Below are 13,904 nucleotides of genomic sequence, written 5' to 3' on the forward strand. Positions count from 1 at the left end.
AATGCAGTGGTCTGTGCCACGTGAAATCCCCCTTTTCCCGTTAGTCAATCTTCTGATCGTACAAGAAGTCAACGAGTGCATCTAACTCTTCATCACTGATTTGGCCTTCACCGAAGCCAGGCATGAGCGCGCCTTGTTTCAATTCTTGAGGATCACGAATCCATTCTTTCAATTTCTCTTCGTTGTTTTCAAGATAACCAGCTAACTTTTCGCGATCGCCGAAGTTTGTCAGACTAGGCGCGACTTTCCCGCCGCCGTGACAGCTCAAGCAGCTCTCGACGTAAACGGCCTCACCTGTCGTCAAGTTTTGGTTATCGGCAACAAGTTTTTCTGTGTTCGCGTCTTGCTGAGCTTTCATGTCTTCGAGCCATTTGTCGTAATCTTCTTGTTCGAGTGCGATGACTTTGAAGTCCATGAGCGCGTGTGACGGTCCGCAAAGCTCGGCACATTTCCCGAAGAACGTACCTGGTTCATTTGCATGCAACCACATTTCGTTATCAAGGCCTGGGTTCGTGTCCGTTTTACCAGATAAAGCCGGTACCCAGAACGAGTGGATGACGTCTTTCGATGTCAAGTTGATGCCGACACGTTTGCCGACCGGGATGACAAGTTCTTGTCCCGTGACGACGCCTGCGTTCGGATATTCAAACTCCCACCAGTACAAGTTAGCCGTAACATTGATTTCTTCTTCTTTTTTCGCTTCTTTCGCTTTCGCGAGTTCGACAGTCGTCGTGATTGTCGGTACAGCGAGAATGATGAGCAAGATGATTGGCACGACTGTCCAAATCATCTCGAGCGTGCTGCTTCCTTCGACTTGCTTCGGAATCGAATCGTCTTTACGACGGAACTTCATGAGCACGTAAACGTAAATGATCGATACGATGACGAGTACGAAGAGCATAAGTACCAAACTGATGATAATGATCCGGAGCTGAATTTCAGCGCCTTCTCCCATCGGCTTCAATGCAGACAATCCCTCAACGCCGCACCCTGATAATAGCAGTGCGAACATCATCATCGGGACGATGCCAAACAGAAGCTTTTTAAATGATTTCACAACAATCCCCACTTTCTCCCAAAATGATGTGTAATGGTTTCTATATAGTGAGTGTGATTACGCTAGTGCTGCCGTCAAAATCAGCGCGACAATCCACACGACTAAATAAATTAATGAATAAAAGAACATTTTGTTTGCCCACTTGATTTCATCCTCGGCTTTAAAACCTTTCAACCCGAGATATAACCAGTAGCCCCCAAGACCGGCTGCAATGATTACGTAGACTAACCCGTAATGCATGAACAAGAGCGATGCTGGAATCAGCGTCGCAATCCACCAGATGATTTGACGCTTTGTAATCGCAAAGCCGTTGACGACCGGTAGCATCGGAATGCCGGCCGCTCGATACTCCTCGACACGCCGCATGGCGAGCGCGAGGAAGTGTGGCGGTTGCCACAAGAACATGACGAGGAACATGAGCCACGCGTCGATATGAAGCGCAGGATCGATGGCTGCCCAACCGATGAGCGGCGGTACCGCTCCGGAGATGCTGCCGACGACCGTGTTCAACGTATGCGTCCGTTTAAGCCACATCGTATAAATGACGACATAAAAAAATGCCCCGATTAAACCGAAGACTGCTGCCACATACGAGACGATCAATAAGAGCAATGTCCCGATCGCAAGCTGCGTTAATCCAAGGAGCAAAATCCGTTCTCCTGAAATTTTACCGGTGACACTCGGCCGATTGTCTGTACGTCCCATCAAGTAATCGATATCACGGTCCACGAAGTTGTTTAGGTAACAACTCCCGGAGATGACGAGTGCGCTTCCTAACATCGTTAATAAGAGCTGCGGCCAAACCTCAAATAAATAAAAGACTGGCGTATCACTCTGATATGTTGCTGCTACAAAGAAACCGGCGAATACCAACAACAAGTTGGCGCGAACGATTCCCATTTTTGCCAGAGCAACATAGTCGCGGAACGAGGCGGATTCTGTATATTCTACTTCTGCCATTGTTCCTGGGTTGACTTTTGTCATACTGACCCCCCTACTAATCACGAAATCCACGTATTCTTTTCACAGAAAAAACACAATATGAACAAAGTTCACCTAACTCATAACAAAGATACCATATTTTCAAAAAGAATACGTCGTTTATGCTTGTAAAATAGCTAGTTTTTTGTGACAAACGTGTGATAATTGTCACAGTAAAAACGCCATGTTAATACTAGAATAACGATTTTGATAGCGATTGCAAGCTTTTCCGTTTCGTTTTTACGACGTAAAGCCGTATAATAAGTATGGCGAAAAAAATATAAACTTACAAGGCACAATTCTAGTGATTTTTCTCAAAAGCAGGTGGAAACGAATGCATAAAAAACTCGCACTATTTTCAGCGCTCGTCACGCTCGGGATGATGCTCGTCCTGATCATGGGTGGAACCGTGACAAAGACGGACTCCGGCGACGGGTGCGGAACGGATTGGCCGCTCTGCCACGGGAAACTGATCCCGACCAATCCGAGCGTCGAAACGATGATCGAGTACAGTCATCGTGTCGTCTCTGGCATCGAGGGACTGCTCATCATCGCCTTGACGATTTGGACGTTTGCGGTCGTCAAGAACCGGTATGATGTCAAAGTGTTCGCGTTCCTCGCGTTCATTTTCATGCTCATCCAATCGATTATCGGTGCCGGGGCCGTCATTTGGCAACAATCGGACGCGATTCTCGCGCTCCACTTCGGCATCTCGCTCGTCTCGTTCGCATCGCTGCTCATCTTGACGATTCTCTTATTCGAAGGGGAACGCGTGCATCGGGCCGTCTCCGAACGGTTGAAGGTTCATCTTTACGGCTTGACGATTTATACGATGGTCGTCGTCTATACGGGCGCTTACGTCCGTCACCTCGGCGCGACATACGCCTGTGTCGGCTGGCCGATTTGTGACCAGAACGTGTGGACGTTCGAGTCGTACGTCCAAATGGGGCACCGCATCATGGCCGGATTGCTCGTCTTCTATACATTATACGTCCTCTACTTGGCACGTCGGGAGACGAACCGCCTCGTCGAGACCGGCATGTGGGCCTCGCTGTTCTTCATCCTGCTTCAAGTCGGCACGGGTGCGTGGATCGTCCTTGGGGGACACGCCACGTACGTCCCGCTTCTCCACGCCTTCTTGATTACCTGCTATTTCGGGATTATCTCGTACTTGGCATATCATGCGTATCGGAGTCAGAAACAGACGACCGAGGCCGCACGACAACAATCCATTTAATCACGTACAAAAAAAGGAGCGACGGCATCGCTCCTTTTTTTGATGCCTATTTACTGCGCGTCCTTGAACCGCTCGAGTGCCCGGGCACGCGCTTCCTTATGGTCGACGATTGGGTCGACGTATCCATCCCGCTCGGTCAAGTCAGGGAAATGAATCGCTTTTTTGTCGAGATTCGCGAGTTCGGGCACGTACTTCCGGATGAACGTCCCGTCCCCATCGAACTTCTCGGATTGCGTCGTCGGATTGAAGATACGGAAGTACGGCACTGCATCCGTCCCGACCGAAGCCGCCCATTGCCAACCCCCGATATTCGAGGCTGCTTCATAGTCGATCAGCTTCTGTTCGAAATAGCGTTCCCCTTTCCGCCAGTCTATCATCAGATGCTTCGACAAGAACGAGGCGACAATCATGCGAAGCCGGTTATGCATCCAGCCCGTCTCATTCAATTGCCGCATCGCCGCGTCGACGATCGGGTAGCCCGTCTTTCCGTCACACCACGCCTGGAAGTTCTCGTCATCGTTCTCCCAATCGAGATGCTTATACTTGTCGTTGAACGGACGGTCTTTCAGTCCCGGGAATTGGACCATGATCATATAGTAAAATTCGCGCCATAACAACTCATCGTAATATGTGTCGCGTCCGCTCGATTTCGGCGCCTTCAACACCGCTTCCGTCACGGTCCGGATGGAGAGCACCCCGGTCCGGAGATACGGAGACAGACGGCTCGTGCCGGCGATGGCCGGGATGTCGCGGTCTTCATCGTACGCATCGATCCGATTCGCGACGAAGTCGCTCAAACGACGTTTGGCTGCTGCTTCGCCAAGCGCTTTCCACGAACGCTCACAGCGATCGAACTGACGCTTCAATTCGACCGGGACTTCATGCCCTGTCGTCACGTGACGCTTCAACGCATTCACGTCGACCTTATACGGCGCGGGCGGCGCCTCGGCATAGGCTGCTTTTTTAAATGGCGTGTATACCTTATACGGATCGCCGTCTTTTTTCGTGAACGCATTCGGGACGAACAAATGGCGGTCGAGCAGGCGGATGACTTTGACCGCTTCCCCGAGCGCCTGAATGACGGCGTCGTCCCGCTGTTTGAACGGTTCGACATACTCGGCGTTGAAGTAGAGCACATCAAGTTCACCGAGCACTTCGACGAACTGTTCTGCCGTATCGGCCACGATGACCCGAAGTCCGAGCCCGCGTTCTTCCAACTCGTCCATGAATTGACGCATCGTCGCGAAAAAGTAATCGTGGCGCGTCTCGAACGGCTCGCAATAGTTAGGGTTGAGCCAAAAAACGAACTCCATCTCATCGTCGGAATCAGCGTCTTTCAAGGCCCGGTGTAACATATGATTATCTGTCAATCGAAAATCCGATCGAAACCAGCATACTCGTCTCATCTCTCCCACTCCTATCTAAAAAAGAAGCATAGCGCGGCTATGCTTCTTTTCATTATACAAACTCAATCAATAAGTCGTCACTTTGGATTGTGTCGCCTTCTTTAATATGGACCGCTTTGACTTCTCCGTCTTGCGCGGCTTGGACCGTCGTCTCCATCTTCATCGCTTCCGTGACGAGGAGCTGTTCCCCGCGGTGGACACGGCTACCCGGTTCGACGAGCACTTTCAACACTGAACCTGGCATCGAAGCGCCGACTTGTTTCGGGTTCGCCCGGTCTACTTTCGGACGGCTCGTCGTCGCCGACTTCACGTTCACGTCTTTAATCTCGATTTCACGAGGGACGCCGTTCATCTCGTATGAGACGAGACGGATGCCGTCCTCGTTCGCCGCACTGATTTGAACGAGTTTGATGATGAGTGTCTTCCCGGTCTCGATTTCAACTTGAATCGTCTCCCCGACGTTCAATCCGTAGAAGAACGTCAACGTGTCAAGAACCGATACATCCCCGTATGTCGTCGAATGCGTGACATAGTCTTCAAACACTTTCGGATACAATGCGTTCGAGAGCAATTCGAAGTCCGTCACCGGACGATCAAGTTTCTCGAACAGTTTCAACTGGGCCGCTTCAAAATCATACGGCTCAATCAACTTACCTGGACGTACGTCAAGCGGCTTCTCACCTTTAAGAATTGCTTGCTGGACATCGGTCGGGAACCCTCCTGGAGGCGTCCCGAGTTCGCCGCGCATCATCTCGACGACCGAATCCGGGAAGTCGAGTTGGTGACCGCGGTCAATCACATCTTGTTCGCTCAAGTTATGCTGGACCATGAATAGCGCCATGTCGCCGACGACTTTCGACGACGGTGTCACTTTGACGATATCCCCGAACAACATGTTGACACGGGCATACATCGACTTCACTTCGCTCCAACGGTCACCCAATCCGACCGCTTTCGCTTGTTGCTGCAAGTTCGAGTACTGTCCGCCCGGCATCTCGTGCTCATATACCGACGGGTTCGAAGCGCGCATGTCGCTCTCGAACGGCTCGTAGTTATGACGCACGTCTTGCCAGTAATCGCTGATGACCTCGTAATGCTTCGCATCGATTTTCGGTTGACGCGCGTGATGGTCAAGCGCATAAATCAAGCTGCCGCCTGAAGGCTGTGACGTCATCCCCGACATCGAGCTCGCAGCCACGTCGACGATATCGACGCCCGCATCTGTCGCCCGGGCGTAAGTGAAGATCCCGTTACCCGACGCGTCGTGCGTATGCAAGTGGATCGGCAAGTCAACGGCATCTTTCAATGCCGAGACGAGCGCGTACGCCGATTCCGGTTTGAGCAGGCCGGCCATGTCCTTGATGGCAAGGATGTGAGCCCCGCTCGCTTCAAGTTTCTTCGCCAAGTCGACGTAATACGGCAAGTGGTATTTCGGACGGCTACCGTCATACAAGTCACCTGTATAACAAACCGCTGCCTCGGCGACTTTGCCGGTCGGTAACGTCGCGTCAATCGCGAGTTGAATCGACTCAAGATTGTTCAAGCTGTCAAAGATCCGGAACACATCGACGCCGGCATAGGCCGCCTCGTGCACGAACTTCTCGATGACGTTGTCGGCATAGTTCTTATACCCGACGGCGTTGGCACCGCGGAGCAACATTTGAATCAACACGTTCGGCATCTTCTCACGGAGACGCATGAGACGTACCCAAGGGTCTTCTGAGAGGAAACGATAGGCGACGTCGAACGTGGCCCCGCCCCATGCCTCGACCGAGAACAGCTCCGGCATGAGCTTGCTCGTCGGTTCGGCGATATTGATGATGTCTTGCGTCCGCATCCGTGTCGCGAGCAGAGACTGGTGCGCGTCGCGCATCGTCGTATCCGTCAATAACAGTTCGGGCTGGCGCTTAATCCAGTTGGCGAGGCCATCCGGACCAAGTTCCGTCAAAATCTGTTTCGTGCCCGGTTTGGCTTCAGCCGGCAGCTCTTGCGGAATCCGGACCGAGCGGCTGATCGGCTTGTCTTTCAAACCGACGCCCGGGAATCCGTTCACCGTGACATCGCCGATATAGTTGAGCAATTTCGTCCCGCGGTCTTTCCGTTTCGGGAAGACGAACAGTTCCGGCGTCTCATCGATGAACGACGTGTTATAGTCGCCGCTGATGAAGTTCTGATGCTTCATCACATTGATTAAGAACGGGATGTTCGTCTTGATGCCACGAATCCGGAACTCGTTCAAGTTACGGACCATCTTCGAAGCGGCCTGTTCGAACGTCATGCCATGTGTCGACAGCTTCACGAGGAGCGAATCGTAATATGGTGAAATCTCAGCACCGACGTAGGCGTTCCCACCGTCAAGTCGGACGCCGAAGCCGCCCGGAGAACGGTAGGCCATGATTTTACCGGTATCCGGCATGAAGTTGTTGGCCGGGTCTTCCGACGTGACACGCGATTGGATCGCGTAACCGAGCAATTTGATATCTTCTTGTTTCGGCATGTGGATGACGTCGCCGTGGAGCGACTCACCTTGTGCGATCATGAGTTGCGTCTGGACGATATCGAAGCCAGTCACCATCTCGGTGATCGTATGCTCGACTTGAATACGTGGGTTGACTTCGATGAAGTAGAACGACTCGTCTTCCGTGACGAGGAATTCGACCGTACCGGCATTGATGTAGCCGACGTGGCGCATCAGTTTCACGGCTGCGTCACAGATGGCTTGACGCGACGCATCCGATAACGTCACACAAGGTGCGACTTCGACGACTTTTTGGTGACGGCGCTGGACCGAGCAGTCGCGTTCGAACAAGTGAATGATGTTCCCGTGGTCATCCCCGAGGATTTGGACCTCGATGTGTTTCGGGCGTTCCACTAGTTTTTCTATGTACACTTCGTCTGAACCGAACGCTTGCTTCGCTTCTGACTTGGCACGTTCAATCAAATCTTTCATCTCGGCTTCCGTACGGATGACACGCATCCCGCGGCCGCCTCCGCCCATCGCGGCTTTGACCATGAGCGGGAAGCCGTGCTCGTTCGCAAAGTCTAAAGCGTCCTCATAAGACGTGAGTGGTCCGTTCGAACCTGGAATGACCGGGAGTCCGGCTGCGATCGCACTTTGACGGGCCCGAACTTTATCCCCGAACGCATGAAGGTGCGATTCGTTCGGACCGACGAAGATGATGCCTTCTTCACGGCAACGACGTGCGAGTTCGATATTCTCAGACAAGAATCCGTAACCTGGATGAATCGCGTCAGCCCCCGACTGTTTCGCGATGCGGATCACGTCCTCGATATCGAGATAAGCGTCAATCGGTTTTTTATCGAGACCAATCAAGTAAGCTTCATCCGCTTTAAAGCGGTGTAACGAGCCGCTGTCTTCTTGAGAATAGACGGCGACCGTGCGCATCCCTAATTCAGTGGCGGCACGGAACACGCGAATGGCGATTTCACCACGGTTGGCTACGAGTAATTTGCTAATTGATTTCAACATACATCCCCCCATTTAAGTAGTTCAATCCTTTTTACCTTACAACATGCAATGATGAACTTTGAACGTTTTCTGCGGATTTCTCCCGAATTTCTGCCCGTTTCGTCGCTTCCCGGTGCCGATTTCGCATCGAGATGCTACTGAGCACACCGAGAATCCCCATCGTCATGATGAGTGACGTCCCACCGTAACTGACGAGCGGGAGCGTGACACCTGTACCCGGGAACCAACCGGACATGGCACCGATATTGATTCCGGTTTGGACCATGATTTGAGCGGCGATGCCGAACGAGACGAACATCGCGAAATGACTATCGCTATGGTTGGCGATATTGACGGCCCGGAAAGCGATGAAGAACAGCAAGGCGAGGACGACGACGACCCCGATAAAGCCGAGCTCTTCAGCGATGATGGACATGATATAGTCCGTCTCCGGTTCCGGCAAGTACCCATACTTCTGATAACTGTTCCCGAGACCGACGCCGGTCAAGCCCCCATGGACGATCGAGATGATTGACATGAGCAATTGGTGCCCGTAGCCTTCAGGGTCCATGAATGGATTGAAAACGACTTCGATCCGGCTGCGCTGGTTCTCCGAGAATATTGTCGTGAACATCAGATAGACAAGTCCAACCCCGGCGAGCACAGCAGGCACGATGATCCGAAGCGGCGCCCCGACGGCAAGCCACATGAGGAACATGATGGCCCCGAGGACGAACAAGCCCCCCATATCCGGCTGTCCGTTGATGGCGATGGCGTATGGGAAAAAGAAGTAGATGACCGGTATCATGAAGAAGGCACCAAACTGAGCCCGGATTCCTTTTTTAGTGACAGCGGCTCGCCCTAGTCGACCAGGCAACCCTTTCAGCTCCCCATTCCACAACTGGTGATAATAGTTGGCGAGCAGTAGAATCAACACGAATTTGGCGATCTCGACCGGTTGAATCGTAAAGCTGCCGATGATGAGCCAGGCGCGCGCCCCGTTGAGTGGTGGCATCGCCCACGTGATGAACAACAGTACGACCGATATGAAATAGAGGCCGTACAAAATATTAGGTTTTCTAAAGTTCTCATAGCGGAACATCGTCGCAATGAAGTAGACGACAATCCCGATTCCTGCGTAGACGAGTTGGCGATAGAACAAACCGCTGTTCGCGTAATCGCCGCGATTCCACACGCTCGCACTATAAATCATGATCGAACTGATTCCGACGAGCATGAGCACTGCAATGAACAACGAGAAATCAAAATACCGAAACCGAGTTTTCATGTTTTCACTTCCTTATGTACAACAATCACTGACCCATTATAAAAAAATACTCAAACAGCGCCGCTTGCACAGTTTGAGTATAAGGTTCATAAATCTGAAGCTTCCGCGAGGGCGGACAGCTTTTGTTCCAATGAATCGAGCAGTCCTTTACCTTCAATGTCTGAAATGAGTCCAAGACGGACCGCAAAATCAATTTGGCGTGATAGACCGAACATATGTGTATCAAGCACCTCTTCATAAAGCGGGCACTTCGGCATTTTTAGGTTTTCTAACTGCACTTCAATCAAACAACGGATTTTTTCTGCGTCTGCCTCTAATAGTTGAAGCGCTTGCTCCCGTTGGACTGCAGCCAAATTTGTCGCCACTACGACCCCTCCTCCGTACAATGACAGACTGTTTGTCATAACTCAACTGTACATTATATTTCATCATAATTCAATGAACAGTCTGGATTCGCCGCGAGTTTCTCGCAGTTTCCCTTTTTCTGAGAAAGAGCTGTATAATGTACAGTGTATTGTGAATAAAGGGGGGCGTATCCATGATTTTTCCACTAGACGGAGCGGTTCGTCACGCGCTGACGATCGACCCGACCGTTTGGATTTTTGATGACCGCAAGCGAAACGTCGAGGACCTCGACCGCGCGGTAGAAAGTGATAACGACGCATACTATGCCAAGATGGGGAAGGCATGGGATGACGGCTTGACGCAAGGGTCACGCGTCGACCATAACAAACCGATGTCTCGGGCTGATAAGGATGCGGCGCTGCGCGACTCGTTCGCGATGCCGTTCGCGCCATTCCTTCAAAATGCCGAACCGATCGCCACGGCGACGCACGTCAGTTTTTATGGGGAGACGGTGCTCACGTTGCCAATCGACGAGGCCAGAAGTGTTTACTTACAGTTCTCTCGAGACGGAAAAGTACTCACGGACGGTCCGGTGTACGTCTTGCACAATCAACAAGTATGGCGCGGTGTCCATCACATCGCCGTGAGAACAGAGGCATGATAGAGAAGGCACAGCGCCTTCTCTTTTTTTAGACTTTTTACTTCATAAAGTGTAACATATAGGGTATCGAAAAACTTCAATCTCGAAAGGTCGTGACGCTTACGTACCCTTTATGGAAGAAAAACTTAATCATCGTCTGGATCGGTAGCTTTTTGACGGCGGCCTCGATGAGTCTAGTCCTACCGTTCCTCCCCTTGTTCATCGAAGAACTCGGGGTCACCGATTCCGACCAAGTCGTTACGTGGTCCGCGGTCGCATTCGGCGCCACTTTCCTCGTGGCTGCCATCGTCTCCCCGCTGTGGGGACGGCTCGCCGACCAAAAAGGCCGCAAACTGATGCTCATCCGCGCTAGTCTCGGCATGGCCGTCGTCATGACGCTCATCAGTTTCGTCCAAGATGTGTATCAGCTCGTCGGCTTACGGCTCTTAATGGGTGCCGTATCCGGATTCATCTCGGCGGGGATCACCCTCGTCGCTTCACAAACGCCTAAAGAGAAAAGTGGCTGGGCGCTCGGCACACTGTCGACCGGTGGCATCACCGGCGGACTCCTCGGTCCTTTGATTGGAGGACTCCTCGCAGACTTGATTGGGCTTCGACCCGTTTTTCTCTTGACCGGCAGTGCCTTATTCATCACGTTCCTCATCACACTCGTGTTCGTCAAAGAGGACTTTGTGCCGGTGGCGCGCGAGCGGCTTGATTCGACGCGATCGATGATCGCCTCGCTCCGTAACCCGCAACTCATATTTAGTCTGTTTCTGACGACGTTCTTAATCACGTTCTCGGCCCAATCGATTGGCCCACTGTTGACGCTGTATGTCCGGGAATTGAACCCGTATACGACGTCGCTCGCTTTTATCGCAGGGATTGTCGCTTCGGCACCGGGTGTGGCCGCCCTCATTTCCGCACAACGTCTCGGTCGGCTCTCCGACCGCTACGGGGCCGAACGCATCCTGTTCTGGGCGCTCATCGTCTATAGTGCCTTCTTGATTCCGCAGGCGTTCGTAACGTCGACGACACAACTCGTCATCATGCGATTCGGTCTCGGCTTCGCCACGGCGGCGCTCATGCCGTCGGTACAGTCGTTGCTCCGCCAACATACGCCGAGTCGGGCGACCGGCCGCATCTTCTCTTATAACCAATCGGCCCAGTTCATGGGCAACTTGCTCGGACCGTTGTTCGGTTCGCAAGTCGTCGCCCACTTCGGATTCTCGGCACTGTTTATCGTAACCGGTCTGATTATGCTGATGAACGCTTTCCTAGAAAAATCGAACGTGCAAGTGGCACTCCATCCGAATACGAAATAAACGCCGAGCGGCCGCTCGGCGTTTTTCGTTATAGTAAATCGGCGGCCAACCGCGCGAGCGACGAGCGCTCCCCTTTGATGAGTTGGACGTGTCCGAATACGTTTTGACCTTTGAAGCGTTCGACAGCGTACGTGAGACCGTTCGAATACTCGTCCAAATACGGATGGTCGATTTGATACGGGTCCCCGACGAGGACGATTTTCGAGTTCTCGCCGACCCGGGTCAGAATCGTCTTAATCTCATGTTTCGTCAAGTTTTGGGCCTCGTCGATGATAATGAACTGATCCGGCATGCTGCGACCACGGATATACGTGAGCGCCTCGAGCTGAATCGATTTGATGCCGGCCAAGATGTTCCCGAGTTCGTCTTTCGAGTTGGCGTTGAACAAGAACTCCAAGTTATCATAAATCGGCTGCATCCATGGCCGGAGCTTCTCTTCCATCTCACCGGGCAAATAACCGATGTCGTTCCCCATCGGGACGACCGGCCGGGCCACGACGAGCTTGTTGAAGCGACGTTCGTCCTCGACGAGCGACAGGCCTGCCGCGAGCGCGAGCAACGTCTTCCCGGTCCCGGCCTTCCCGAGCAGTGTCACGAACGGAATATCGTCCCGCAACAACAAGTCGAGCGCCATCCGTTGCTGGACGTTACGGGGATGGATACCCCACACGTGTTCGACGTCTAGCGAGAGCGGACGAAGGATCGGTTGCAACCCATCGACGACCGCGAGTGCGCTCGCTTTCGAGACGTTACTCTTTAAGACGACGAATGAGTTCGGATATAGCTGATTTTTTGAAACGGCTTCTAGCGGAAGCTGTCTGACTTTATAAAATTCATCGATGATGGCTTGATCGACTTCGATTTCACGATAGCCGGCGTATAAATTCGTCGTATCGACGATATGATCGGTCAAGTAATCCTCGGCTTCAATGCCGATGGCGTCCGCTTTGACACGGACGAGTATATCTTTCGAGACGACCACGACTTTACGGGTCCGGTCGTGCTCGTATTGTTTCATCAGTCCAAGTGCCACGGTCAGTATACGATTGTCGTTCGTCATGACGTCGAACGGGAAATCGACAGTATGCTCGTGACCGATCTCGACGAACAATCGTCCGCCGTTCTCGAGCGGGACCCCGTCGTGCAGTTTACCGGTCGTCCGCAATTGATCGAGCACGCGCGCCGTCTCTCGGGCGTTGCGGCCGACTTCATCCATATTGCGTTTTTTACCGTCAAGCTCTTCTAAAACGATGGCGGGGATGACGACATCGTGCTCATCGAATTGGAACAGGGATAGTGGGTCGTGTAAGAGTACGTTCGTATCGAGCACATACGTTTTTTTCATAGACTTTGCCGCCCCTCGAAAATTGTTGGTGATCAAGAATTCAAACTCTCCTTGACTTCACGGTCCAACTTTTCTGCTGCTTCGACATCGTACGTCTTGACGATGTCCGGTTGTCCATACGTCGCCCCATAAAAGGATATATTACGGACCTCCTCGACTTTCCCTTCAAAAAAGCGAAGGTGTAACGCCGGCTTCACGCTCGGCTCGAACTCGTGTACGTGTGACAGGGCGATGCTGTAGGCAAGTCCTCCTTCAAGAAAGATGAGACTCGCTGTCTTTTCCTGCGAGAGCAACGTGATCACATGCGAATTCTTCGTCAACGCCAAGCGAATCGTCCTCTCGTTCGGCGCTTGCACCCAGCTGATCGCATGGGTGATCGGCCACCGTTTCGGCTCATCAAACGTGACTAAAAACGTCAACGGCATCTCGTTCAATACGTCTTGTTGCGCCCTCGAAAGTTCGAACGCAGCTTTACTCGCCATAGACTCCCCTCCTCCCGAACGGGTATACGAAATGGATTCGCCCTTACAATCCTCTTTCCCTGCTTTTCTCTCCTGAAATCATGCTATAATCAACGAAGAGGAAGGTGAGACCATGCGCGTAAAGTGCTCTCTTTGTGACAAAATCGATACGATTGATTCGTGGTCGTTCGAAGCGAAACGACTTCGTAATAAACCTGCTAAAACGTATATGTGCCAGACGTGTCAAGAACGCATCACCGCGCGAACCGCGGAACGTGTCGCGACCGGCCAATTCCACCTATATCCATCGTTCCGGCAAAAACGGAGATGGTAATCAAAAATGGACGTAT

At 52.2% G+C, this 13,904-nt stretch carries 12 protein-coding genes; 4 read left to right on the forward strand and 8 right to left on the reverse strand.

Translation table 11 applies throughout. From position 1 onward, the window contains the following. Positions 1-40: 40 nt before the first annotated feature. Together coxB and cyoE are read right to left on the reverse strand one after the other, a co-directional pair. Positions 41-1,057, reverse strand: a complete 1,017-nt coding sequence (coxB, locus tag KNP81_RS07495; RefSeq protein ID WP_021067017.1) for a cytochrome c oxidase subunit II — start codon at positions 1,055-1,057, stop codon at positions 41-43. Between the two features lie 57 nt (positions 1,058-1,114). Continuing rightward, positions 1,115-2,041: a heme o synthase gene (gene cyoE / locus KNP81_RS07500; protein WP_021067016.1), complete on the reverse strand. Its 927-nt coding sequence runs from the start codon at positions 2,039-2,041 to the stop codon at positions 1,115-1,117. 331 nt (positions 2,042-2,372) lie between these two features. On the opposite strand from cyoE, the gene KNP81_RS07505 reads away from it, so the two are divergent. Beyond that, positions 2,373-3,275, forward strand: a complete 903-nt coding sequence (locus KNP81_RS07505) for a COX15/CtaA family protein (RefSeq protein ID WP_058763310.1) — start codon at positions 2,373-2,375, stop codon at positions 3,273-3,275. Positions 3,276-3,325: 50 nt separating this feature from the next. Here the strand turns inward: KNP81_RS07505 and KNP81_RS07510 are convergent, their stop codons facing one another. The 4 genes from KNP81_RS07510 to KNP81_RS07525 form a co-directional block, all read right to left on the reverse strand. Further along, positions 3,326-4,681 (reverse strand): cryptochrome/photolyase family protein, encoded by a 1,356-nt coding sequence (locus KNP81_RS07510; RefSeq protein ID WP_214719495.1) that lies wholly within the window; start codon positions 4,679-4,681, stop codon positions 3,326-3,328. Positions 4,682-4,733: 52 nt separating this feature from the next. Next, the gene (locus KNP81_RS07515) at positions 4,734-8,171 is read right to left on the reverse strand and encodes a pyruvate carboxylase (protein WP_214719496.1); all 3,438 of its coding nucleotides are present in this window, start codon (positions 8,169-8,171) and stop codon (positions 4,734-4,736) included. A 31-nt stretch (positions 8,172-8,202) separates the two neighbouring features. Continuing rightward, positions 8,203-9,438, reverse strand: coding sequence for an FtsW/RodA/SpoVE family cell cycle protein (locus KNP81_RS07520; RefSeq protein ID WP_214719497.1), 1,236 nt, complete (start codon positions 9,436-9,438; stop codon positions 8,203-8,205). A gap of 86 nt (positions 9,439-9,524) precedes the next feature. After that, positions 9,525-9,803 (reverse strand): Fpa/YlaN family protein, encoded by a 279-nt coding sequence (locus tag KNP81_RS07525; RefSeq protein WP_021067011.1) that lies wholly within the window; start codon positions 9,801-9,803, stop codon positions 9,525-9,527. Between the two features lie 173 nt (positions 9,804-9,976). On the opposite strand from KNP81_RS07525, the gene KNP81_RS07530 reads away from it, so the two are divergent. After that, positions 9,977-10,444, forward strand: coding sequence for a hypothetical protein (locus KNP81_RS07530; RefSeq protein WP_214719498.1), 468 nt, complete (start codon positions 9,977-9,979; stop codon positions 10,442-10,444). A gap of 92 nt (positions 10,445-10,536) precedes the next feature. Beyond that, entirely contained in the window at positions 10,537-11,748 is a 1,212-nt protein-coding gene (locus KNP81_RS07535) for a multidrug efflux MFS transporter (RefSeq protein WP_051627736.1), read from the forward strand. 28 nt (positions 11,749-11,776) lie between these two features. On the opposite strand, the gene KNP81_RS07540 is transcribed toward KNP81_RS07535, so the two are convergent. Both KNP81_RS07540 and KNP81_RS07545 read right to left on the reverse strand, forming a co-directional pair. Then, positions 11,777-13,093: a PhoH family protein gene (locus KNP81_RS07540; RefSeq protein WP_021067008.1), complete on the reverse strand. Its 1,317-nt coding sequence runs from the start codon at positions 13,091-13,093 to the stop codon at positions 11,777-11,779. Positions 13,094-13,125: 32 nt separating this feature from the next. Then, positions 13,126-13,575 (reverse strand): PNPOx family protein, encoded by a 450-nt coding sequence (locus KNP81_RS07545; RefSeq protein WP_214719499.1) that lies wholly within the window; start codon positions 13,573-13,575, stop codon positions 13,126-13,128. Between the two features lie 112 nt (positions 13,576-13,687). Here KNP81_RS07545 and KNP81_RS07550 point away from each other — a divergent pair, with 112 nt between their 5' ends. Then, positions 13,688-13,888, forward strand: a complete 201-nt coding sequence (locus KNP81_RS07550; protein ID WP_128122984.1) for a YlaI family protein — start codon at positions 13,688-13,690, stop codon at positions 13,886-13,888. Positions 13,889-13,904: the final 16 nt, after the last annotated feature.

The organism is Exiguobacterium sp. s149 (assembly GCF_018618395.1).
Taxonomy (GTDB): domain Bacteria; phylum Bacillota; class Bacilli; order Exiguobacteriales; family Exiguobacteriaceae; genus Exiguobacterium; species Exiguobacterium chiriqhucha.